The organism is Candidatus Nitrospira salsa (assembly GCF_965152625.1).
Genome location: NZ_CBCUCO010000002.1, coordinates 248,222 through 273,402, shown reverse-complemented (window position 1 = coordinate 273,402; position 25,181 = coordinate 248,222). Strand labels below are relative to the sequence as shown.

23 protein-coding genes are annotated in these 25,181 nt (G+C 46.8%); 4 read left to right on the top strand and 19 right to left on the bottom strand.

Translation table 11 applies throughout. The features are described from left to right. Positions 1–77: 77 nt before the first annotated feature. From ACWQXP_RS03055 to bamA, 5 genes are all read right to left on the bottom strand, one after another. The gene (locus ACWQXP_RS03055) at positions 78–917 is read right to left on the bottom strand and encodes an LpxI family protein (protein ID WP_454061368.1); all 840 of its coding nucleotides are present in this window, start codon (positions 915–917) and stop codon (positions 78–80) included. Positions 918–968: 51 nt separating this feature from the next. Beyond that, complete coding sequence (gene lpxA, locus ACWQXP_RS03050; protein WP_454061367.1) at positions 969–1,778, bottom strand: acyl-ACP--UDP-N-acetylglucosamine O-acyltransferase; 810 nt, start codon at positions 1,776–1,778, stop codon at positions 969–971. Positions 1,779–1,800: 22 nt separating this feature from the next. Beyond that, complete coding sequence (gene fabZ, locus ACWQXP_RS03045; protein WP_454061366.1) at positions 1,801–2,259, bottom strand: 3-hydroxyacyl-ACP dehydratase FabZ; 459 nt, start codon at positions 2,257–2,259, stop codon at positions 1,801–1,803. Positions 2,260–2,382: 123 nt separating this feature from the next. After that, on the bottom strand, positions 2,383–2,958 hold the full coding sequence (locus tag ACWQXP_RS03040) for an OmpH family outer membrane protein (protein ID WP_454061365.1): 576 nt from the start codon (positions 2,956–2,958) through the stop codon (positions 2,383–2,385). Between the two features lie 23 nt (positions 2,959–2,981). Beyond that, entirely contained in the window at positions 2,982–5,312 is a 2,331-nt protein-coding gene (gene bamA, locus ACWQXP_RS03035; protein ID WP_454061364.1) for an outer membrane protein assembly factor BamA, read from the bottom strand. Positions 5,313–5,774: 462 nt separating this feature from the next. Here bamA and lon point away from each other — a divergent pair, with 462 nt between their 5' ends. The 4 genes from lon to ACWQXP_RS03015 all read left to right on the top strand — a co-directional run bounded on the left by lon (position 5,775) and on the right by ACWQXP_RS03015 (position 11,295). Continuing rightward, complete coding sequence (lon, locus tag ACWQXP_RS03030) at positions 5,775–8,258, top strand: endopeptidase La (protein ID WP_454062976.1); 2,484 nt, start codon at positions 5,775–5,777, stop codon at positions 8,256–8,258. Positions 8,259–8,262: 4 nt separating this feature from the next. After that, entirely contained in the window at positions 8,263–9,306 is a 1,044-nt protein-coding gene (gene thiL / locus ACWQXP_RS03025) for a thiamine-phosphate kinase (RefSeq protein ID WP_454061363.1), read from the top strand. A gap of 18 nt (positions 9,307–9,324) precedes the next feature. After that, a complete protein-coding gene (locus ACWQXP_RS03020) occupies positions 9,325–9,774 on the top strand; it encodes a DUF2062 domain-containing protein (RefSeq protein ID WP_454061362.1) in 450 nt (149 codons plus the stop codon). Positions 9,775–9,900: 126 nt separating this feature from the next. Next, positions 9,901–11,295, top strand: coding sequence for an HD domain-containing protein (locus tag ACWQXP_RS03015; RefSeq protein WP_454061361.1), 1,395 nt, complete (start codon positions 9,901–9,903; stop codon positions 11,293–11,295). A gap of 94 nt (positions 11,296–11,389) precedes the next feature. Here the strand turns inward: ACWQXP_RS03015 and ACWQXP_RS03010 are convergent, their stop codons facing one another. The 14 genes from ACWQXP_RS03010 to ACWQXP_RS02945 all read right to left on the bottom strand — a co-directional run bounded on the left by ACWQXP_RS03010 (position 11,390) and on the right by ACWQXP_RS02945 (position 25,154). Next, positions 11,390–13,093 (bottom strand): CsgG/HfaB family protein, encoded by a 1,704-nt coding sequence (locus ACWQXP_RS03010; protein WP_454061360.1) that lies wholly within the window; start codon positions 13,091–13,093, stop codon positions 11,390–11,392. Then, the gene (locus ACWQXP_RS03005) at positions 13,074–13,679 is read right to left on the bottom strand and encodes a PilZ domain-containing protein (RefSeq protein WP_454061359.1); all 606 of its coding nucleotides are present in this window, start codon (positions 13,677–13,679) and stop codon (positions 13,074–13,076) included. Before ACWQXP_RS03005 ends, ACWQXP_RS03010 begins: the two co-directional genes overlap by 20 nt. A gap of 131 nt (positions 13,680–13,810) precedes the next feature. Then, a complete protein-coding gene (locus tag ACWQXP_RS03000; RefSeq protein WP_454061358.1) occupies positions 13,811–14,128 on the bottom strand; it encodes a hypothetical protein in 318 nt (105 codons plus the stop codon). A gap of 581 nt (positions 14,129–14,709) precedes the next feature. Further along, the gene (locus ACWQXP_RS02995; RefSeq protein WP_454061357.1) at positions 14,710–15,030 is read right to left on the bottom strand and encodes a hypothetical protein; all 321 of its coding nucleotides are present in this window, start codon (positions 15,028–15,030) and stop codon (positions 14,710–14,712) included. 7 nt (positions 15,031–15,037) lie between these two features. Next, positions 15,038–15,430, bottom strand: a complete 393-nt coding sequence (fliS, locus tag ACWQXP_RS02990) for a flagellar export chaperone FliS (protein ID WP_454061356.1) — start codon at positions 15,428–15,430, stop codon at positions 15,038–15,040. Between the two features lie 24 nt (positions 15,431–15,454). Beyond that, positions 15,455–16,843, bottom strand: coding sequence for a flagellar filament capping protein FliD (gene fliD / locus ACWQXP_RS02985; RefSeq protein ID WP_454061355.1), 1,389 nt, complete (start codon positions 16,841–16,843; stop codon positions 15,455–15,457). 122 nt (positions 16,844–16,965) lie between these two features. After that, on the bottom strand, positions 16,966–17,388 hold the full coding sequence (locus tag ACWQXP_RS02980; protein ID WP_454061354.1) for a flagellar protein FlaG: 423 nt from the start codon (positions 17,386–17,388) through the stop codon (positions 16,966–16,968). Positions 17,389–17,464: 76 nt separating this feature from the next. Then, a complete protein-coding gene (locus ACWQXP_RS02975; RefSeq protein WP_454061353.1) occupies positions 17,465–18,292 on the bottom strand; it encodes a flagellin N-terminal helical domain-containing protein in 828 nt (275 codons plus the stop codon). A gap of 246 nt (positions 18,293–18,538) precedes the next feature. Next, positions 18,539–19,072 (bottom strand): hypothetical protein, encoded by a 534-nt coding sequence (locus ACWQXP_RS02970; protein WP_454061352.1) that lies wholly within the window; start codon positions 19,070–19,072, stop codon positions 18,539–18,541. A gap of 15 nt (positions 19,073–19,087) precedes the next feature. Beyond that, positions 19,088–20,719, bottom strand: a complete 1,632-nt coding sequence (locus tag ACWQXP_RS02965) for a glycosyltransferase family 9 protein (RefSeq protein WP_454061351.1) — start codon at positions 20,717–20,719, stop codon at positions 19,088–19,090. A 20-nt stretch (positions 20,720–20,739) separates the two neighbouring features. Continuing rightward, entirely contained in the window at positions 20,740–22,557 is a 1,818-nt protein-coding gene (locus ACWQXP_RS02960; RefSeq protein ID WP_454061350.1) for a glycosyltransferase family protein, read from the bottom strand. A gap of 16 nt (positions 22,558–22,573) precedes the next feature. Further along, positions 22,574–22,753 (bottom strand): hypothetical protein, encoded by a 180-nt coding sequence (locus ACWQXP_RS02955; protein ID WP_454061349.1) that lies wholly within the window; start codon positions 22,751–22,753, stop codon positions 22,574–22,576. Next, entirely contained in the window at positions 22,750–23,850 is a 1,101-nt protein-coding gene (locus tag ACWQXP_RS02950) for a CgeB family protein (RefSeq protein ID WP_454061348.1), read from the bottom strand. The genes ACWQXP_RS02955 and ACWQXP_RS02950 overlap by 4 nt, the downstream gene beginning before the upstream one ends. Beyond that, the gene (locus ACWQXP_RS02945; RefSeq protein ID WP_454061347.1) at positions 23,847–25,154 is read right to left on the bottom strand and encodes a glycosyltransferase family 9 protein; all 1,308 of its coding nucleotides are present in this window, start codon (positions 25,152–25,154) and stop codon (positions 23,847–23,849) included. The genes ACWQXP_RS02950 and ACWQXP_RS02945 overlap by 4 nt, the downstream gene beginning before the upstream one ends. Positions 25,155–25,181: the final 27 nt, after the last annotated feature.

Genomic DNA, 25,181 nt, shown 5'->3' with positions numbered 1-25,181 from the left:
TCACATGCTTTCATTGAATAATACGAACCGTGAAATAAAAACTATTTACCCATCTGTCCGAATTTTCGAACTGATCATCACAGCGAAGGAAAATGACTTGGGGAACCCATCATTCCAATGATGGCAATTTGATTGGCATTCGCCTGTTCTAGCACAATATCTCGATCAAGGATAATCGTACGTCCGGCTTCCAGTGCCAATACCGAGGCCTTAACTTCAATCATTCGTTCTATGGAAACTGGTCCAATGGCAGGGAGGTCAAAACGGAGATCTTGTGTGGGCTTACACCGCTTGACCACAATGGCATTTTTTTGTGCCAACTGTCCACCACGCCGAATAGTTTCATCAGTGCCTTCCGCAGCCTCGACCGCAACGACCGCTCGATTTTTTACCACGACGCACTGCCCAATATCTAAGCGACCAATGTCATGGGCTAAGTCCCACCCAAACTGAATATCGGCCCACTCTTTTTTCGTTGGGGTCCTGTTGGTCAAGACCCCTTCCTCGACCAGGATGTCTTCTAAGCCAAACGTGGAATCAATGATTTGAATACCTTCTCGTTCAAGCTCTCCGGCCACAGCACGAAGAATTCCATCATCATTCCAATCTTTCAACTTACTCAACAGCATCAATGCCCGAAGATCCGGACTCACCTTGGAAAAGACATGAGTCTTTTTAAAGCCTCCAAGCATCACGGCTTGCTGGATATCATGTTTTCGAAAGACTTGGACAACCTTGTTAAACTGGCCTATTTTGACCCATTGGATCCATTCAACCGCCTGTTCGAGTTCAGGAGAGGTCTCACCAATATGGGCGACGGCCGAGACTTGATAGCCGAGCATTCTCACTCTCTCCGAAAAAATAATCGGAAACCGCCCATTCCCTGCGATTAACCCAATTCGTCCATTTATTTCCAAAGTCCGTCTTCTTTCAGACTGGCCAGAACCTGCAACGCTCGATTCTCGAGATTAGACTTCTTCCTCATCCAATTCTCGCGATGCGCTTCGACACGTACCTCGACGTGAACTCTCGATGAACGTCACAAGCTTCAGTACGTCGACGCTGTGTTCGTATTGTGTACGGACGAGTTTTGTCGCCTCGCTGATTGGATGTTTCTGTCGAAACAGGACATCAAACGCTCCCTTCAGATTGGCAATACGTTCACTATTAAATTTATAACGCCGAAGGGCAATCGAATTAAGTCCAAATAATCTCGCACGATACCCCCCGGCTGCCCGTAAAAATGGAGGCACATCTCGACCTAAGGCGGAACAGCCTCCGACCATGGCATAGTCACCAATCCGCACATATTGATGCACGCCAACTAACCCCCCGATGACAGCATAGTTTCCGATGAATATATGCCCGGCCAGCGTTGCGGCGTTGGCCATGACAATGTGGTCACCTAATTCACAATCATGCGCGACATGTACGTAGGCCATGAGGAAGTTATGATGGCCAATACGGGTGACACCGCCGCCAAAACTCGTCGCACGATTGACCGTCACATATTCTCGTAAAATATTGTCATCACCAATAACCACTTTCGTGGGTTCATCTTTATATTGCAGATGCTGCGGAGGCGACCCTAGAGAGGAATATGGAAAAAGCTTACATCGTTGACCGATTTCCGTGTGGCCTTCGACATTGACATGTGCAATGAGTTCTGTGCCATTCCGTATTCGGACATGCTCACCAACGATACAATAGGGACCAATACTCACATTGTCTTCGATTTCAGCTTTTGGGTGCACAATCGCTGTTTGATGTATATTCATAAGGTCAAGTCCAAGGAAGGGATCATGATGTGGTTGCCGATTCGTTTGTCACCATCGCGGTCATTTCTGCTTCACAGACGAGGGTCGACTCAACAAGTATTTTCCCCTGCATTTTCCAAAAAGCAGACCTCTGCTTCAGCACGTTGACTTCGACCTTGAGTTGATCTCCCGGAAACACAGGTTTTCGAAACTTGGCCTTATCAACACCAGCAAGATAGACAATTGACCGTCCAGGACCCTGAGCGCCTTTCAAGGCGAGCACTGCGCCAACTTGCGCCATCACTTCTAACTGCAAGACACCGGGCATCACTGGCTGACCGGGGAAATGCCCCGGGAAGTAGGGTTCGTTGCAGGTGACATTTTTCACACCAATGATCCGTTGTCCAGCTTCAAAATCTATAATTTTATCGACTAACAAAAACGGATAGCGGTGAGGCAAAATGGATTGAATTTCCTGACAAGTAATTTCAAGCCCAGCCACAATAATCCTCCTTCCGTAACAGAACAGCTAGATAGTGAGACTCAGTCTTCCGCTACAAGACGATAGCGTTTCGAGAAGCGACTGCCTGGCACCCACGATTCCATCGAGACAGACCGTAGCGTATCATTCATCTTGATCCATTTCTTTGATTATGTCATCAGAGATATCCAACTGAGGACGATGATAGAGGGTCGACGAACCCTGCCCACGTTCCACGACAATCACAAACTCACGATCTTGTGCGAGTCGTGCAACAACCTCTGTCACGTTGGATCGAAAGTCGGTCATCAAATCTTGTTGCTTGCCTTGCAGTTCACGAGACAAAGCCGCCTCTTTGACTTGATAGTCTCTCACTCGTCGTTGAAATTTTTCTTCCCGTTCTCGCCTTGCTGATTCACTTAACACACTTCCTTGATTCACAAGATCATTTCGCATCCGTTGAATCTCTTGTTGTTCAAGTTCAAGTAAGACCTGACGATCCTTCACGAAGCTGTCAAAGGACTCTTTAAGTTCTTTTCCAGCTCGTGTTTCTTCAAGGATTCGCTGAAAATCTACCACCGCAATGACACCAGGGCTTTCAACAGTTGGCGCAGTGGACATACATCCTGTGAGGCCTCCCAATCCGACACAGGTGACCAGAACCCAAATGGTTGAACAATTAAAGAACCACGAACGAGATTGGAAAATGGTTGCATGCATAACTGACGCCTCTCCCACCTTGGTTAAAACACTGATCCCACCGAAAACTCAAAGACACCTCGTTTTTCTCCGGACCTTCTGGATATCGGTACTCCATATGCGGCCCGAAGAGGCCCAAATGGAGAAATCCACCGGACTTCAAGGCCTGTGGAAGGCCGAAGATTACAACAAATATCAAGAGCTTTGGTCTTGGAAAATCCTTCACCGTAATCGAAAAAGACGACGCCGTTCAGCTTGGCCTCCGCCAAAATGGGGAAGATCAAATCAACATTAAAGATTAATTGCTTGGTCGCACCCAACAACGTACGACTGGCGGTCACCGGCCCTGCTCGACCAAACTTAAACCCTCTGACCGTATTGATACCTCCAACAAAAAAGAGTTCAGGCAGTGGGACCGCATCGCCATTATAGCCTTTGGCCACACCGACTCGAGCTCGCGTCGCCACACGAAGATCCCAAATTGGGAGTGGCGTGTACCGCAAAGCATCAAAAGCTACAGAATAAAAGTCATTCGTCCCGCCAAGAAGTTCCGTCCCAAAGCTTGCATTCACGCCGACCCGGGCCCCGCGTCTGGGGTCCAGGAAAAAGTCTCGAGAATCTCGAAATATGGCGGTCCGAAATCCCGTGGTGGTTTGATTTCCAACTTGACTTAAAATAAGTTCAGGAGCGTCCGAGCGGGGTCTGGATATCCTAATTCGTTCAGCCACAAACGTAAAACTTCCAGAAATGTATTCTGAGAAGGATCGACCAAAGGTGATATTGCCACCAGTTTTCTTTTCCCGATAAGTTAAAAAGTCCGTATTGGTTTGAAACCCATCGATCTGCATAGATGTCAATCCATCATAGAGGGCTGGATTTCGAAAAGTAATCACACCTAAGGTTCGACGTCCACCAACCTGTCCACGAATTCGTCCCGTATATCCAAGACCAAAAAGATTGCCTTCCGTAATATCAGCAATGGCGGTAAATTGATCGAGTGTACTAAAACCTCCGCCGATGCTGAATGATCCTGTCGGCTTCTCTTTGACTTTCACCTCAAGATCCACCTGTCCTTCATCAATCTGTTGTGGCAATATTTCGACGGTTTCAAAAAAGTTTAAATTGTTCAGACGTTCAAAACTTCGCTTCATGGCCACCGAGTCGATCATATCCCGTTCATCCACTCGCAACTCACGACGAATCACATTGTCTCGCGTTTTCCCATTGCCGGTAATCCGAATGTCTCGGATTCGAATCAATTCACCTTCTTTTATGGTAATCACGATTTCGGTACTGCGACTCTCCGGATCAGGTTGAATGGAAGGAACAGGTTCAGCAAAAGCGTATCCTCTTTCACCATAGAGATCGGTTAACCGAGCGACCTCCTCCCTCACCTGTGCCCGTTGAAACACCTCACCCGCTCGAATCGACAGTCCCTCTTCTAATTCCTGGTCTGTAAAAATCGTGTTTCCTTTAATCGCGATCGAGTTCACGATATATGGCTCACCCTCGACGATCGGGAAGTTCACGTCAAACCATTCCTTTTGTTCATCGAGTTCAATAGACGGGACGCCCACCTGCACATCAAGATACCCGCGATTCATGTAGGCTTCCTTGATTCGCTCCACATCATTTGGAATCTCATCCTGCTTAAGAATACCTGCGTCGGTGAACCATGACCAAGGGAGCGACCACTCGCGAGTCGCCATCCCACTGAGCAATTCCTTTCGAGTCAGTATTGTTCGGCCTTCAAACGTGACATGCTTGATATGTGCCTGCGGGCCTTCTTGGATGAAAAATGTTAATCGGTGTTGATTTTCGCTCACGATCTCCATTACCGGAATCACGTGTGCATGGTAATAGCCTTCTTCTTGATACGCTTTTCGGATATTTTCGGCACTGACATTCACTTGTTCTTGATCCAAAAACACTTGACTCTGCACCGTCACCTTTTCTTTCAACTTGTCTTCGGACAGTTCTTCATTCCCATCAAAGACCGTCTCAACATTAAAGGCTTTTTCACGAACCACAAACACGATATCGACTCCATCGGGCTTCCTCTGAGTTTCCACTTGGACATCTTCAAAGAACCCCATTGCATAAATATGCTGGATTTCCGCACGAACCTCCTCAGGAAGAAATCGATCACCGGCTTTAAGCGTGAGCTTTGATTCGATCGCCTGCACATCAATATGTTGTGTACCTTGAATGCGAATTGAACGAATGCTCAATTCATCCTCGGCCGCTAAGGCCGGTCGTACCGCCCCGCTCCCCAACACAGCAAGACTCAACACCAATGCGCAAAGCCATGACACTTTAGAGGAAAAAAATGGACAATCGAACACAGACCAAAGTTGAACTCGGCAGTCGTTCATTCCCCATCCCATTTTCCGGCATTTTGGGATCGATGAACAGACGAACGCCCCCGCACGGAGTAAAGTATGAAATGATAACTGTGGATTACAAAACCTGAATTAGACAAGAGATATTGATTGGTCATACCCAACCAGGGAGCAACAGGAGTTCGAAACGGCATGCTCACAGAGAGGGTAGGAATTCTACGATTTGTAAGACTTGAATACTCTTAGGAAGACATTGAATTATATAGTTGAAATATGATTCTTGTAAAGTATAGGACACAGATGAATCCTGGTCATTCCATAATGAGGATATTACCTTGACATTATTTTTACCCTTCTCCTAGTATCGTCACCATGATCGTGGACAACCTCATGACGCATTACCTCGGAATTGACCAAGCAGGTCCCGATGCGTCCCAAGCCATCCTACGAATTCTGACGACACCACACAGACCACGATAAATCTCGTACGTGACTATGGAAGAACCGTTAGCTATGGAAGAACGTCCTCAAACTGAAATTCCGTCATCCCTCCCGCTCCTACCTGTGCGCGACATTGTCGTATTTCCGTATATGGTGTTGCCTCTGTTTGTTGGCCGAGATGTCTCAATTAAGGCCATCGAAGAGGCCTTAGCCGGCAATCGGATGATCTTTCTCACCACGCAAAAAACCCAAGACATCGAATTGCCAAAACCTGATGAATTGCATTCCGTCGGGACCGTGGGAATGATCATGCGTATGCTCAAGCTCCCAGATGAACGGATCAAAATTTTGGTGCAAGGTCTGGCAAAAGCCCGAATTCTCAACTACACACAATCAGAACCATTCTACACCGTCAAGATTGAAAAAATCGTCGATGCCAACATCTCCCAGTCTTCGCTCGAGCATGAAGCCCTGATGCGAACCACCAAAGAATCTCTCGAACAACTGGTGAGTCTTGGTAAGGTCATCATGCCCGATGTCCTCACGGTCATTGAAAATCTCGATGAGCCCGGACGATTGGCAGATATCATCGCCTCAAATCTTGGATTAAAAGTCGAAACGACACAAGAAGTTTTGGAAATTGCCGATCCGCACAAACGACTTTCGCGCGTCAGGGAAGTCCTTGCCAAAGAGCATGAAGTTCTGTCCATGCAACAAAAAATTCAGGCACAAGCTAAAGGCGAGATGGACAAAACCCAACGTGAATACTTTTTGCGTGAACAATTGAAAGCTATTCAAAAAGAATTGGGCGAATTAGACGATCGCGCGGAAGAAGTTTCTGAGTTTCGAACGCGCATGAACGATGCGAAGATGCCGGAAAAAGTTCTGAAGGAATGTGAAAAGCAGTTAAAACGTCTGGAAAAAATGCACCCCGACGCCGCGGAGTCTGGAACCGTCCGAACATATTTGGAATGGATGGTTGATCTTCCCTGGAGTCATCGGTCACAGGACAATTTGAACATCAAGGAAGCCACGAAAGTCCTCCATCAGGATCATTATGACCTCGAAAAAGTCAAGGAACGCATTTTAGAATATTTGGCTGTTCGAAAACTGAAAGAAAAGATGAAAGGGCCTATCCTCTGTTTTGTCGGACCTCCGGGTGTAGGCAAAACTTCTCTGGGAAAATCCATTGCGAAGGCACTTGGCCGCGAGTTTATTCGTATCAGTCTCGGGGGAACCAGAGACGAAGCAGAAATTCGTGGACATCGCCGCACATATGTCGGAGCCCTTCCTGGTCGGATTATTCAAGGCCTCAAGCAGGCAGGCACGAATAACCCCGTATTTATGCTTGATGAAATTGATAAGGTTGGGATGGACTTTCGAGGTGATCCATCTGCAGCACTCCTTGAAGTCTTGGACCCTGAACAAAACCATGCCTTTACCGATCACTATCTCAGCGTCCCTTTTGACCTGAGTGACGTTATGTTTATTACGACGGCCAATTTAACTGATCCGATCCTCTCGGCCTTAAGAGACCGTATGGAAATCATCAGTATCCCCGGCTATTCCGAAGAGGAAAAACTTGGCATTGCTCAGCGCTATCTGATTCCGCGACAATTAGAGGAACACGGAATCACCGAGGAACATCTCAGACTCACCGAACCAGTTATTCAACAAATCATTTCTCACTATACGCGAGAAGCCGGCGTTCGAAATCTCGAGCGAGAAATTGCCAATGTCATGCGTAAGATTGCCAAACGTGTTGCAGAAGGGCGAACTACTCGGTCAACCGTGACGCCGAGCTCGCTCAATAAGTATTTGGGCGCGCCAAAATTTCTTCCTGAACAGGAGCAAGAACATGATGAGGTTGGCGTCGTCACGGGACTGGCATGGACCGAGAGTGGTGGAGATGTCCTGTATATTGAGGCTTCCTCTATCAAAGGCAAAGGCCAGCTTACCTTAACAGGTCACCTGGGCGAAGTCATGAAAGAATCCGCCCAGGCGGCGCTCAGTTATATTCGAACACAAGCGAAAACCCTGAATATCAGCCCTGACTTCTTCTCCAAAAAAGATATTCACATTCACGTTCCGGCGGGAGCGATTCCTAAAGACGGCCCGTCAGCTGGCATCACAATGGCAACAGCCCTAGCTTCGAGCCTGAGTAATATCCCTACTCGGCGCGATGTGGCCATGACTGGCGAAGTGACGCTACGAGGGCGTGTACTCCCTATTGGCGGTCTCAAAGAAAAAATCCTTGCAGCCAAGCGTGCGAAACTGACTTGCATTATACTCCCCAAACGCAACGAAAAAGATTTAGATGATATTCCGAAACATCTTCTGGAGGACTTAGATTTTGTTTTTGTTGAAACGATGGCAGAAGTTTTGAAAGCGGCACTTCGTCAACCGAGCAAAACTCGAGTCTCGCATAAAGCCATGAATGGAAAAACTTCAACTCCACGACGCACGATCGTGAAGCCTTCTCGAGCCCGTACCACACAACGACGAAAATTGACAAGACGAAAATCTTCAGCCCGTTGATCATATGCCGCGTCCTCCCTCTCGGAGAATCGTTTCGAATCTTGGCGAATTTGAGCTTATCAAAATTCTCCAACAGACCCTTGCCAACTGTAGTCTTCCATCGCCTCGCGGCATTGGTGACGATGCCGCCATTATCAAACCAACATCTGATGACGAATGGCTCGTCTCAAAAGATCTCCTCCTTGAAGGTATTCACTTCGATTCGAGTTACTCGTCGTATCAAGCCATCGGATATAAGTCCGCTGCCGTGAACATCAGCGACATGGCCGCAATGGGAGGCACCCCCAAATTCCTCCTCGTTGGCCTGGCCATTCCGCCATCTCATCCATTAGCCCATGTGCAGGCTCTCTATCGAGGACTTCGCGACCTGTGCAAAGAATTTCGCATCTCCGTGATCGGAGGCGACACCGTGGCATCCAGAACCGATGTCTGTATCAGCATGACGATCATTGGAAAAGTCAAAGCTGGTCACGCTCTATGTCGAGGTGGAGCAAAAGTCGGAGATAGTATTTTTGTCACAGGAACGCTTGGTGATTCTGGTGCCGGTCTACGACTGCTACAACACCGATCGACTCAGCAGATTAGACAACTACCGAAGTCTGTCGTACGATTTCTCATACAGCGTCATCTTCATCCAACTCCACGTGTCCATTTTGGTCAGTTATTAGCCAAACGTCGCCTGGCTTCGGCAGCCATCGATCTTTCAGATGGGTTATCAGGAGACCTGCACCATCTCTGTGAGGCCAGCCATGTTGGTGCCGAAATTGAGATGTCGAAGATTCCGATTTCATCGCAATGTGCAAAATACATTAAAAACCGTCACGAATCACGGATAGATTTGACGCTTGCGAGTGGTGAAGACTATGAACTGCTTTTTACAGTTTCACCCCATCACCAACAACCCCTTAAACGAATGGCTGCCCGTCTCGGACACATGATTACACGCCTTGGAACAATTTGCGCACACCAGCAAGGACTTCACCTCCTATTGGAGGATGGATCCCGGCAAGGCTTGCCTCGAAACAGTTATGAACATTTTCCTCTATAATTGATCCAGGCAAGTCTCGTGGCATCATTAAAAACAGTCCGGGCGCAGCTTGTTCAAATTCTTCACCTTCAAGAATCACCACAACGAACAGCATTCGCTTTTTCGCTTGGAGTCTTTATTGCCTTTGCCCCACATTACGGATTTCACACCGCCAGCGTGGTCTTGTGTGCCTGGGCATTTCGGCTCAATTACCTAGCCATGCTGATGGGAGCCTTTCTCAATAATCCATGGACCATCGCCCCGATCTTAGGGGGCACACTCTATACTGGATTCGCCGTCATTGGAACAACTCCAACATCCACATTCGATTTCTCGAACCTGCATTTCGATAATCTGTTTGAAAGCCTCACGCCCTACTTACTCCCGTTCATACTCGGAGGTTGTGTTCTCGGACTCATCGGAGCGCTCACGGCTTATCCAATTATGTTATTTGTTATTCACCGTTACCGCTCAGCGAAATCTCTCTAGGACCACTCACCATCTGATGTTTAAGATTCTCCATTCTCAAAGACTCCACGACCAGCCCATACAAGTCACTTCAACCGAGAATTTTCTAGTGAACGGTAATCTATCGCGGATCTCTTGGGTTGACATATGAGTACGGACAGAAGGCTGCCACATGATGGAACATCTCTCATTGCTGACCCGATTCATGGCTATATCACCTTCACCGTACAGCTCTCAGATCATTCCTCAAGGGAACGCACAGAACAAGATTTAATCGATTCTCCTTGGCTACAACGATTACGATATATCTATCAACTTCAAAGCGCGCACTGGGTATATCCTGCAGCCGAACACACTCGGTTTCAGCATTCCTTAGGGGCCATGCATTTAGCAGGTCGATTCGCCAATCATGTGTACCCCACGCTCTCCCACATGGTTCACGATGTCCCCTCTCAGCCGTATATTGAAGAATTGCTCCGCGTCGCTGCGCTTCTCCATGATGTGGGGCACGGACCATTTTGCCATTTCTTTGATCATCATTTCCTAAACCAATTTCACCTCACCCATGAGCAAATTGGACAAGCGATTATCCGAACAAAACTGGCACCCATGATTGCACAGATTACTCGCAGTCCATCCGGCTCATTCATGCCAGGAGAGCAACTCAACCCCGACCATGTGGCCTTTCTCATCTTGAAAGATCCACGTAAGTCAACTCAGGGCTACCCTCGATGGTTGGCCGCATTACAACCCATTTTGGGCGGGGTCTACACGGCTGATAACTGCGACTATATTCTTCGTGATTCCTATATGTGTGGGGTTGCCATTGGACCGGTCGATATTGAACGGCTGATACACTATACATTTTTCACGAATAAAGGCCTGACCATTCATAAATCAGGACTCCCCGCATTACAAATGTTTTTAAATGCACGACTCTATCTGTATTCCAACGTGTACTATCATCGCACCACGAGAGCGATTGATATCCATTTGCAGGAAATCTTCTCTCACACCATGCGGTATCTTTACCCACACAATCCACTGGAACAACTCGATACCTATCTTGAACTCACCGATTGGCATATCATTGAATCAGTCCGGAAATGGGAAAAGGACACCCATCGCATCAAGAAGCGACTCGGACGGGAATGGGGAAGAATCTTAACTCGAAACGTCAAATGGAAAATGGCCTATACAACGCTCGTTTCAATTCCGAACGACTCAAGAACTCGAAAGCGTGTTCAGTCTCAACGTCTCGAAGATCAGATTCGGAAAGCTCTCCCCCGTCGCCTACGTACGATGAAATTCTGGATTGATATGGCACATCAAGACCCACGTCCAATCAATCTGCTGAATATGGGTGGATTTCAAATTTTTGTCTACGAACCATCAACACATCATGTTGCCAAAGAAAGTCTGCAGACTTTTTTTGAGTATCTGCCGGCGCGAATGGTGCAATTTCGTATATACACTCACAATCATGAAGCCGACGCAGAACTTGCCCAAGCCGCCAAATATGTATTGGGAGAAGAAGGGTAAACTGTCTGGGAAAGAAAGATGCAACGGATTGTTCAAAAAGTAGGCCGGGACCACACAAGAAACTCAGTCATCCCTCATATGTTTATTCTCCATATTATGGTGAGATGTCCCCGAATCCAACATGTTGAAGGTCTTTAATTAAATCCAATTGAACACGAAACGCAAACGCATCGTTCGCCTCAACATATTCGCTGGAGGTATTTCGACAATCAGATAAACAATACCCGATCAATTGAGAAACAAGACGTTTCACATCGGCCTGCAACAATTCCTCATGTGGTACCTGAGACAATTGAACATCCTCAACAACACCATGCTGTCCCCAGACTCGCAATTGAATTGCGCGACGATTGCCCGGCAAATAGCCTCTGACAGGAAGGGACTCCGTTACCGGAGGTCTCCAATTTTCCAGCAGCCAATCCTTGAGTCTTTGCTGTAACGTCACTGGCAGATTTCCGAACTCAGAGTCGTTCAAGTCATTTTCGTTGCCTGATTCAAAAGGTTCGACGGAAACCATTCGATGTTCTTTTGGTACGGGCACGACCACCGCATCAAAATGTTGCATCAACAGATGCTGACTCAAAATAAACTTTAAAAATTCTGCATTTCCCTGGATTGTCGGTTCCGGTGAAAGTCTAATCTGTATGGCTCCAGACTCTTCAACTTCGACGGTCTGATCGACTCGCCAAGTCCATGGCGACGAGACCGCAAGCACCTCACCAGATTGAGAAATCGCTCGCACAAACAAACGACGAGGAGAACGGAATCGCTCAGCAAATAAACGTGTCGTACTCTCATCTGCTTTCCAAACAAGCATCCCTCGTACTGCTTCCTGACTATTTTCTGTTAAACGAGATAACTCCAACGCGCGATGGATATCCCGTAGTTTGCCAGGAAGAAAAAACGATGAAACTGGGATCAACAGGCTCTCATATCTGAAACCTTGATGTCGTTCTGCTACAACATCGACTCGATCACCTGGAACCCCTAGTTCAATGACCAACCCTCGACGCCACACTTCATTCGCAAACAGCCAAGCCTCTTCACGTAACCGTTGCGCACGGTCAAGACTCAGTTGAACATCCATTGTCAGTAGAGGAGACCGAGGGTTCTCGGTCAATAGATCAGATTGAGGGATAGATTGAGGGTCTTCTTTTACGACGACATCAGAAAAAGACTGTATAGCCGACCGCTCGTCATGACTGATAGATTTTCTCGAATCTAACTCTGACTGAACATCAAAAAAAGACTTTACGTGTTGTGATAATTGTCGTTCAAGAGCAAGAAAATTTTCAGGCGTACCAGTGACCCGGCCCGCTCGGACCACGACACCCCGTTCAACATCAAGAAGATGAACATCAACTGATAATTGCTCGTCAATGTGATACACATTGCCTTTCAATAAATATCGCGTTCCACTCAATTGACCAAGTTTGACAGCCAATCCCGGCTCCGTCATGCCTCGATGCTGAAGCCACTGCTCTCGTAAGACTTCCCCCAACGATTGACGAGAAATGATATGGATACCCGTCTGCATAGCCAAATCCGTCACAAGCATGTCAGGAAGACCTTGTCGTAACCAGGACCACTGAGACCCATCGCTATGAAAATCAAATGGCAAAATCCCTAGCGAATGAGGGAGAGAGAGAGGAATCTGTTGTTGGACCTGAACCGAAGAAGATTCTGCTATCGGCACGGAAGAAGGAGGAGGCGTTGAACAACTCAGGAGCCCGAGAAACGTGAAGCTAAAAATAACGTACGGAACAAGCAAAATCGTCTTAACTCGTGACCCAGCCATGAGGATGACTCTGACGATGACGCTGAATAATCGCTTGCGAGCGGATAATATGACGAATAATCGCCTCGCGATCGTCTTCAGATATTTCAGTAAACTGAACAGCTGTTTCAAAATATGACTCTTCATCTTTTTGGATCAAAGAATTTCTAACCACTTTCCCTATGGCTTGGATGGGAACAAACGGACGAAGAATCAGGCGCAAGACCAGAGCACTATCAATAGGAAATTCCTTTTCTGTCTTAAACCTAATGCCAGAGCCACTGAGATTCACATTCATAAACTGCGGAATGGTATCTTTTAACCGTTTCTCCTTCGCCAGCGTCTTGAGCACTGATGTCAATAACCAATCAATGCGAGTCAACATTTGTAACATGAGTGGATCTTTGATGATGAGATCCTTTTCATCAACCATCGCGCGAACCAAATCGGGTGAGACGGCTAACTCTTCCCACTGCCACTGAGCCATTTGAGCCTCACTCGGTTCAACCGCTTCATAGGAAAGGGCTAGAGGTACATCGACATTCACACACACATTGACAGACGCTCGAACGTCTTTTCGGCGTTCATCACTATCTAAAACGCTCATATCATCCCTCGTGGAGTCTCAGGTCAACCTACCTGAACAGTCACCTGAACATTGTTGTGAAATCGGATTAGAATTTCCGTGAACAAACCACACTAGGCGCAATTGAATCTCCCACATGTTTGATTGCACGATCATGACTCATTTTGTTGGATATCTGTTGTGGGTGATGACGTATCGTTTTGCCCAAACTGTTGAATCTGGCTCACAATCACCCTGGCTTCTTCGGCTGAACAATTAATTTTTTCTAAATGCTTCCTCACCTGTGGGTCTTGACAATGTCGAAGCGCTAACTGCGCAAATACCGTAATCGGTAATAATTTATTCGCCAAAACATGGATCTGCTGCTTGAGTACATTTCGCTCGTTATTTGAGGTCGATGCTTCATGTTGAGCGAGTGAGGGTGAGGGGAACATGGAGTTATGCATAAGCCGTCTTGGATCTTCGTACATTCAAAACTTTTCCTTATGAGATAAAAGCAAGTGTCATACCAACAATAACTATTTCAATACCTTGAAAAGGTTTGCAATTGGAAAAAGAAATAATAAATATAAGGTTTTTTTACAGATGGCATGTTGGGCAACTGACCAACCCCGTCAACATCTTGACAATGCTTAATATTATTCCGCGAACAAGGCCTACTCGTTTCCATGATAAGCACAAATCAAATTTCGCACATATGTTTCTTATTGAACAATATGTGACGAAGCTCCCTATAGCAAATCCAATTAATTTCCAGTTAATTATTAAGACTGCCAAAGCGTAATACCACGCATCAAACATCGGAAGGTTATACCCGCTTGGATGTCCTGACAATGATTGACGTTTTCTATCACGCATTGGATATCAAAATTCTGCAAGTTGGCGCTTTATCGTTTCGGTATAACTGAAACGGCTATAGCAATAAGCGAACAGTAAGAGAAGACTTGAAGGGTAAATGTCTATGAATGGCATAGACAAGCATGGCACTAGTAGGAGAGGAAAAGATCGGTCAATGTGAAAGGATATATTGCTACGCAGACCATGGACAAATTTAGGCAGATCGCACAAATCGAGTGCCAGCGGAGTTTGAATACGTCAACTTGTGCTTTCGCTGTCGTAACTTACGACACTGTTCCTGAACATCCTCCATGCTTTGTTGCGTCGCGGCTTGAACCACCCGCGCGCGCTCTTGAACAACCAAATCAATATCGATCAGGCGTTTAACCACGGGGGCCGGCAATTCATGAAAGACAAATTCTTCCGCTCGACGTTGATACAACAATGTAACGTGATCCCAATTTCCAGCCTCAGATGAAGCGAGAGCTTCTTGGGTCAAGAGTTCGATTGGATGTTGAGAGGCCGGTGGCATCATGGATTCTTTATACTCCAACCGCTTGAGCCATCGCACCTTGTCGGGCTAACTCCACCCAAGCTTCACGGACCACGCCTAAACATCTGATTGGACTACTTAAGCGCGTGGCGTCATGATGAAGATTGGCTTGAGTCAGTTCATGCTGAACATATTCATATAAACGACGCAAGTCTTTTGCGACTGTACCACCTTGTTCCATATCAAGCGAAGCGGACAATTCGTTCACTACTGCAAGGGCACGATCAAGAAATCGTGCCTTATCCTGGCTGTTATTCATCTGAATCCCATCCTGCGCCAGTTTCAATGACTGAATTACTCCATCATACAATAAGACTACAACTTGCACAGACGATGCTGTTTGCACTTGGGTTTTGGCATACTGTTGGGCACCCTGCATCATACAATCACCCCTCCCTAGGTCTTATTAGATTAATGAATTTAGGTTGTCAAGTTGAGATTGCAAGCTCGCCAATAATCCATCGAGATTTGCAAATTTAATTCGCTGCTGTTCTTCAAATTGCGTAATTCGTGTTTCGAGAACGTTGATTTGATCATCGAAATCATCAATCTCACTGGTGAGAGAATTTTGTCGCAACGCAAGTGCACCAAACTCAATATCATCCAACGCGTCAACGGCATCAAGTATACGATCGGCTATCCCCGATGTTCCGTTCGTCGGATTGTCAATAAACAGTTCCCGTACTTCATCAAAGGAATCAGCCAACCGCGCATCAAGATCATCAGTATCGAGGACTAACGTCCCATCAGCGGTTTGAGTCTGAAAACCAATTTGACCAGCCGAAGTGATAGTAGACAATCCACTGACTTGGCCAGAAATTGCTCCACGTATTTTATCAAGGACATTGCGAGCAATGGATTCCCCGACGAAAATTCCGCGTTCTTGTGTTTCTTCATTAAAAAATGTCCGTTCATCAATAAACTTCACTACGTCATTGTACGACTCAACGAGTGATGAAATGCCTTCCTTCACCGCTTCCGTATCCTGAGAAACAGCAATCGTGACAGGATTCGCCGCATCGACACCTTGAAGATTTACGGTCACGCCTGCAATGATGTCGCTCAGCGTATTGGAGGAGCGTTGTAGCGTCACTTGATCATTGCCTGCACCGCCAAGAACGACTTCCGAGTCCTGAGCTGCTTGAAGCGTATCAACTCCAGCACCGACGGTATTGAGAGTCGTATTATCTGCCGTGATCGCAATGGCATTCGATGATCCGGTGTCATTAGCTGTCAGAACAAGACGATAAGCCGGGGTCGATTCAGTCCCAGTGTTGAGGGTAGCGGCACTGACTCCAGCCCCAAGATCATTAATCGCATTTTTCAATTCATCAAGCGTGGCATCAGCTCCCAAATTGACTGTTTGCACCGCACCGCCACCAACCGTAAAAGAAAATGTGCCTGATCCACCACTGACAATATCAGCCTCAACAGAAGATACCGTCGTTGTCGACTTCGAAGTCACTTGATGAGCGGTGGCAAGTTGATTCACCGTCAATGTGTGTGTCCCAGCCGTGGCCGTTGAAGAAGACGAGGCCGTGAGCACATTTTGTGCACTGGCAGTACTGACATCAACTTTCGTCTTGTCAAAACTCACACGCGTTCGAATACTATTCGCGGCACTTTGAAGACTCAAGAGTTTGGTCCCTAATGCCCCAAAATCTGTGAGTTTTTCTTGAGAAGCCAGTTTTTTTTCTGTCAACCGATCAATGGGTAAACGTTCAGCTTGGACAAGAAACTCGACAATTTGCCCAAAGTCGACTCCGTTTCCTAAACCTCCAAAGCTTACAGCCATAGTAAACGCTCCCTGTCATGTTGGTGCATCTTGCATATCAAGTACACATCTACGAATCATCGGGCATTGAACATCCAATGAGACTGACACTCTTAACGGGTCGGGAATAGAGACTTTTCTCGTTAAGCTTCTTCCTCGAAAAGAATTCCTGAATGTTCATCATAGAATCGTTGAGCTCGTAAGACTTCTTCCGAGGGAATTTGACGTATCAGTTCTCCAGAATCCCGGTCAACGACTTTGATCACCACACGATCCAATTCCTCTTCAACAGAAAACTGCACATGAGAATCTAACTGATTAATGGTATCTTGAATCTGTGCAACCTTTTCTTTCAAATCCTGGCTTAGGGCAGCATCTCTAGTTGCTAAAGACGCTTGAATGCCTGAAGCATCTGTGCGATCTTCTGAGGATGAAGGTCGAAATGATGTTTTTTTCTCTTGAATGTCGCTCGAATCCGAAGAAGTCGCTTTGGCTCCAGAACGATCGCGTACACCTTGCCCAATGGACAATGCAGCCGATGTAGATTCTGGAACACTCTGTATCATAATATCCTCCCTCCGTTATCGTACGGAGCGGAAAAGAGCAAGGCCGAGTACGGCCTTGCTCTCTTCCCTATCTTCATTAATTCAATAACGCGAGTGCTTGCTGAGGCAACGTATTGGCCTGTGCCAAAATTGATGTTCCAGCTTGCACCAAAATTTGATTTCGGACAAATTGCGATGTCTCTAACGCAATATCTGCATCTCGAATACGAGACTCAGCAGCCGTAAGGTTTTCACCACCCACGGCCAAGTTTTGGACAGCCGCATCAATTCGATTTTGCAAGGAACCAATTGTTGCACGAGCACTAGCCACAGCACTGATCGCACTGTCAATGCTTCCCAAAGCGCCCAACGCTGCCGCCGAGGTAGAGACGTTCGTCGTCGACAAGTTAAGCGCACCGGTATTGAGATCATTCAGCGCAATCGATAATGTATCGTTGGTTGAACTCCTAAACCCGATTTGAATGGAGAGACTATTATTGTCCGTCCCACTCAATAGCTTCACACCGTTGAATTCCGTCACGGAAGAAATTCGGTCGATTTCAGATCGTAACGCCACGAACTCTTGATCCAAGTATGACCGTTCGGTACTTCCAAGAATACCACTGGCTGACTGCTCGGCTAATTCCCGCAATCGACCTAGAAGATTACCAACATTAGCCGCACCACCGTCGGCGATTTGCAGAAGACTGATACCGTCATTTGCATTTCTGGCCGCCTGATTAATACTTCTGATCTGTGCACGTAACGTTTCCGAAATACCCAGACCGGCAGCATCATCAGCTGCTCGGGTAATCCGGAGACCGGAAGAAAGACGAGCCACGGAACCATGTAACGAATTGGTATTCGCTTCTAAGTTCCGTTGCGCATTCAGGGATGCAACGTTTGTGTTTACAACAAGTGCCATAAAAATCCTCCTTGATAATGAGTCACCTCAGAGTATCCATACTCTAAAGCTTAATGAATGATAAATGTACTTCTGATCTCCTTCCCCAAGATGAACAATCTCATTTTGGTTTCGATCATATTATCGGAAAGGACATCAAATACTTGAGATTTTTCTTTTCGCACACTCAGAACTCACACGAACAAGAAGGAATTCGTCATATTGTTAGATTTTCAGCATTTTCAAAAAGAAAGAATGTTGAGCGCATTACGGGCTATGGGGCAAACGTGGCATAATTTCAAATTCCAAGAGATCGGCTAACCCCACCATATCTGTTCTTTCACGAGCAGCCAGCACTTCTTGTAACCAATTCACCATAGAATCAGGTTTTTCACCTGTAGACTCGACCGCTCTCGTAAGCTCGACCCACTCCACGTAATCGGCGAGACGTCCAAACCATTCGTCAAGTTGACGAAAACGTTTTTCTCCACGGCGAAAGGCTTGGACTAACTGTTCTCCATCAACCTTCAAGCTACGACCATACTCCTGGGCACTGGATGCTCCACTCGCAACAATAGACTGAAGCGGCTGACTGGTCGCCACGATATTACCCAATGGGCCAGCGACTTGCGAGAGAATCGATGGCACTAAATCACGATCAGTAAACGATCGCGACCCAACTGTTAAATTCGTCACTAAACATCCTCTGGCATGCGCCGTATCACTCACACGTGCAATGACTTCCTCAAGCTTGACCGTGTCGGACATTTCCCAAACTTCGTCATCAAGTTGTACTTGCATGAACCATCCTCCTTGCTAGTGTAGTGCTAATGTATGATCAATGCCCAACTGCCTGACAATGTCCCATGTACGACGCTGCCATGTGGCATACGCACGCGCGTGTTCACGGGCCATTCCCCGAAGATCGGGTTGTTGTAAATTGTGTGTATCTCGAAAACATGCTGTCGTAATGGGCGTAAAGGCGAGAGATGTTCGTCCAAGTTTTCTGGCCTCATGCGCTACTTGATTCATATGACCTTGACAAGCTTTAAGACGATCGACTGCTACAGGCTCATGAGAAGTGATCGTTACCATTTCATCCGCGCTGTGACACAGAGCCGTCAGCAGCGGCTCTAATTGCAAGAACGTCTCTTCTATATGATCAAGATCTGGAGGATTCTCATTGGAAATGGGAAGTTGACTTGTGCCTCCTGAACACGTGTCAAACCAAAACTTTCGCCAAAACTGCCCATACCAGTGATACAGATGAGATTCTGTGCCAACACGAAGTTGATACGTTCCCAGCTCGTCATGATCGATAGCAGATTCGTAGATCCGCATTCCCAGAGAGCAATCATCCGGCAATGCGCCTTTTCCCAATGCATGGAGACAGACCTCCGAGACATACCGTGGGGGAAGTCGGTCCTTACAGCTTTGGTGGGCACAGACTTGGTCAAACCCACATGGCCCGCATTCAATTTCGGGCTGAATAACCCAATGTTTTTGGCCATATGGGCCAGTCTCCCGAAAGTCAACGTGACCAACTGACACATTGACCACCGGCACCTCCACTCCGACAGCTACGTGCATGGGCCCGGTATCGTTCGTGAGCATCAAATCACACTGGGACAAGAGACCAACGAGTTGAGGAATCGTGGTTTTGCCGATCGCGTGACAGAGTGGAGCAACACCTCCAGCTTTTTTATACGTCTGCACGGCTTCCTGCACGGCAGGCAGTTCCTTTTGACTCCCAATTAACACAAAGCCAACATTGAGTTGTTGGCTGATCAACGCCATGGTGTGGCCAAAATACTCTGGACGCCACGCTTTCATCACATCACTCGCTCCAATTTGTACCCCAATCCAACATGCTGGAGTTCCTGATACCGAAAGGAATGCCCGTGCCCATTCACAATCAGAGTCGTGCCGTTTCAGTTTCACTGGCGCGTAAGGACCTGGACCGCTCCCTCCAAGAGCATAGATATCAACGAGATTAAAGCGGTTTAATCTTCGATAGGTATGCATATCGAGAAAATAGGCCATCCAAGAATTCTTCACAATCACATTTCCATCAGGAGCCGTCGTCAGACCACGAATATCAGAGGAACCAATGTAACCGGTTAAATACGCACTCCGTCGATTAAATGTCAGATTGATTACTCGATCATAGCCATTGGTGGTAAGAGTTTTCGCCCACTCCGCGACATCTTGATACAACGACACCAAATCACGAGATTGAACACGTGCATCATCCATAAGCATTTGAAAGTCATATGACAGAACATGACGAATGCCAGGAAGTAGTTTCGCAATCACACAAAATTCACGATCTACGATGACATCAATAGCCACACCAGGCCATTCGTACTCTAATCGCTTCAACAATGGCGTCATCTGAATCAAATCGCCCATGCGAGTAATATTGATGATGAGAACTTGTTTAGGCATGAAAACCCTGCTCACGATATCTAAATAAAATCCCGCGTTTCCTGACGATACTCATCCATCATTAAGATCAAGAGTTCGTCTCGGCTCAGCACAGACGTTGGCCCTTTTGATCGAATTTGCTTAGCAACATCCTTAAGCTCTACACGGTCAGTTTCTGGTACAGACCGCAGAATTGAAATCAATTCTGGAGTTTTATGACTCTTCCTTTCCAATGAAGCCGTACTTCGATCACCACGTAATACTTCCCCCACACAGTCCGGTTTATGGAGACCAACCGTTCCAAGAAGTTCTTTCATTCGATGCACATAGGTGTGATGAGCCAATATATGTCGCCTTGAGGCTTCTGCCATGGCGAGACGAGCCGCTGAATCATGCACGTACCGGTGAACGGTTGGCACAAGGTCTTCAGGGTTTTGAATCACCGCTAACATGGTCTCATCAAAATGTTGAGACAACAGACTCCGTCGATCAATCACTTGAAAAGCTCCACAGGCGGCCAATTCAAAGGTCCGTGGATTGATTCCATCACCATCAGGATCAAACCCTGACCCAGTATACGAATGTACGTTAATATTGACCTTTGTTTGATTAAAAATTTTGACGCTGGTTTCTGAATCAATTCTTGCACCGTTTCGTTGTAAGGCGGCGCTGAGGGGACCAGGATTGTCCCATTCGTTTCCCCAGAGTTTGAAAGACCAACCTTGATTAAGTAACCCTTCAAGCAGTTGTCGCCGATTGGGATAGCCTGCTCCCAAAAATGAGACGTCAGCTCCAAATTCTTTTTGTTCCGCCGGACTACATACCACAGGCTTATGCACATCGGGATTCGCCGCTAAGGGTAAATAAGACACCTGCCTTGCTCCGGCACGAGACAAGACATTCATACAAGGCTCCTGCTGCATGACAAACCAAAAGTCATATCCGGACGCGACTTGCTGCCAATACGTCAGATGCCTGAAATTTTCAACGAACCACATGGCCGTGACGACCTTCTTTTTTCGTAATTGTTGAAGAACGGGCATGGATAAAGGCGCTTGAGCCATCGCAAGGACAAGATCCGGGGGATCATCAGCAATATGAGCGAGACTCACAACTCCAAGAGTTTCACCAAAGCGACTCTGCATAGTCATTCGTAATTGCTGATCACGAAGACGTTCTAAGTCTTGATATCCTGGATAATGAATCGAATGATCAATCCATGTCACTCTGTGGCCAAGAGCTTTTAACGCTGGCACAACATGACTCGTCACAGAAAGAGACCCGCCATAGATTGGTCCAATCACGGCAATATGAAGCTTTCCTCCCTGGGTGCGGGACACACTTTCACGAAGTGCAGATTGAAAGTCCCTGATATACGTCTCATGTAGAGCGGCGGAAGGAGTATGACCGACAAAACGAATTCGTGAATACGCGTGCTGGACACGATTGGCTAAATCTTCAACATTTCCCCATAACCATTGGATCTCTTCACCCCATCCGGTAAAAGATCGCACCGTAAGCGCAGCGCACAGCTCTCTCAAGTCAGGAACCAATACTAGTATCGATGTGTGAGGAGCCGCAATCTTCATGAGCGCTTCCACGTGATAGAGGAGCCCAACCCCCGTAACAAGAATTGCTTCTCCGGATTGGTGTTCTTGAATGGCATTTTCTGCCCACGTTTGAGCTTCTTTCAAAGGATCATAGGCGCTATGAATCCACTGCTGTTGAACACGTGCTGTTGGCATTCCATTCTTCGCATTTTGGATTGTGAGAACACCGGGCTTTTCATCTGTCAGCTTGTCAGCCAGCATTGAATCGTAAAGTCGAAGAAGACGAAGGTTTTCCTGAAACTGACTCATAAAGATCGTTGAACTCCTACATGCCAAATTCATGATGAATCTGACAAATGACATGGCGAAACTTTTCAGTCACAGTCGCAGATTGACGCATCATGGAATAGCTGTGAATAAAGCGAGTGGCACACGTCAAAACGTGATGGCCCAGCTCTTGAAATCCTTCCATCAGATCCAATAGACCAAGAAGTAAAATGTTCACATACTGACCGCGTTCGGACACCTTACCTGCTCATCTAACTGTTGAAGCACGTTCTCTCGAACATGAAGATAGGTTTCTTTCATTCGAACACACTCGCGAAACTGAGAATCAGAGCCTTGATATCGTTGACTGGCGACCTCATAGACTCCAACAGCATGTTCATACACGCGAGCCAAGACACCATACACATCTAACAGTGCAGACTGTCTTGTGCTCACAAGTTTATGCACATCTGATGCTTGCACGATCTCAGTAATGGCTTGAGCTCGATGCACAGTGGTATGTGATTTGAGAACTCGCTGTCGACCAGCTCTTGCAATATCCTCACGCTCTTGCGTATGACTCGCATAATACTGTGCAAGTTCAACAATTTGTTCGACATTGCGACGATCGTACATGACAAGATGTTTTCGATCCTGGAATAAGTCCTCAAATCCGTTACCAACATGTTCTGTCAACAACAGGCTTCCACAGGCCAGGGCCTCAAACACACGGAAATTGATATCATTGGCCGCACTCTCATTCAACACAACCTTCGAACGATTAAAGACACTCACATATTCCCCGGTCGTGGTATAGAGAGGAATTTGTTCACGCACCGCATCTAACAATCGACTTCGCTCAGGCTTCCACTTCGAATTCACGACACCCACAAAACTTACATCATAAATCTTTGGCAATGGAAAATGACGATCCCGTTCAGGGTCAGAAAATAAGGGCAACCATTGCACAATTTGACGAGAGGCATCGTATTTATAATCCGGCACATAATCTTTTTGCGCGACAAAGACAAAATCAAATATCGCGGTGTACGCTTTATGCCAATGTAAATGAAGGTGAGCATCAATGGTGTACCATGCCGTTGGAATTGAGAGACTCTCTAATCCGAGGAACATGGGTTCCGTGCTCTCATCCATTAAGAACACAAGATCAGGACTCCACCCGTGTGGTAATGCTTGAAGGACCTGATCAATGGAAACCGGAAATTCATCAACCCAAATATCTCCACAGTGATCGGTCGTGCATGTCAGCACCTCATGGCCACATTGAAGAAAGGCATTCTTCAAGATAGGAAACCCGAGCAAGAGTATCTTCATAGTAATCGTTCTACAACGTGAGAAGAGCCCGACGGGCTCATCAATTCAAGAACAGAGTCCCAGTTGACATTTTCGTTCTGAAGCTTTTCCCAGATCTGTTCGCGATAACCATCAAGTTCTCTATTCGGATCACTAAATTGGATAAAATGGGCACCCCAATCATCCAGCTGACTACTCCACAGACTCCATCTCTCTGGAATGACCGAACAGGTCTCGGTTAACAAAAGCTCAATACTTTCTTTTACCGGCCAATGATCCAGCCTGAGACCTTCTTTGATATTTTGATGTAACGCACCTTCTCCCACTGCTTCTTTTTTGACGTTCCTGTTTTCTTCTTGACCTGACACCTGTTCCGCCTGCCACACCCAATGACCATGTCCGTAGGGTCCTGTTTCATGCACACGTGCACGAGAAAAATAAAAACCCTGAACTTTGGCCCCACAGGCCACTCCTAAATGAAGGGGCCCCGTATCAGACCCCAGCACCCATGAACAGTGAGAAAGGATATTCGCGAGCTGCATCAGAGACGTCTGTCCACATGCGTCCCATATCTGACTCACATAGTGCGACGGAATTCGATCTAAGAGTGTATAGGCCAACTCTCGCTCACCTCCCCCACCAACTAACATCACACGCCCGTCAGGACAGGCGGTGAGAAATGTGCAAATCCACTCGTCCCACATCCAAAGAGGAATCCGGCGATCAGCATCACCGGATCCAAGAACAAGTGCTACACAGACCCCATTACCATCTCTGAAACTATTCAAACTGGTGGGCCAATCTATTTCTCGAGGCTGGAACGTTGGAACCACCGATGGAGGCTTCACCCCACAAACACCACAAAATGCATCTGCTAGGTGCACACGATTCCTTCCACGATGAACACCAACAAGGTTCAAATACTTCACCCAGTCTGGGACAATCTGTGAAAGTGGTCCCTGGCAACCAGGACCGATTACATCATGAGCAAACAGATGAGCCGCAATGATCGCACGAGGATGATTATTCAAGTTATAAGCCAGTGAGTAAGCGTTAGGCTGGAAATGGTTTAGACAATCATCAGCCCTAGAAAGAGCCTTTCCCCCCTTGTGTGACCAACTTTTGGCAATGTTCCCCCATTCATTTCCATCCCAAGGAAAAATATGCCTAACACCGGGAAAAGATGAACCGACAGGAACCAACGGTTTCGCACATAAGAGATCCAGCTCCTCATCCGGATAGCGACCACGCAAGGAAGTCATTGCAGGTAAGGTTTGAAGCAGGTCTCCTAACCTTGCCAATTGAATAACAAGACGATGCAACATGTTCTTTCTTGTTATCGGAACTTACTA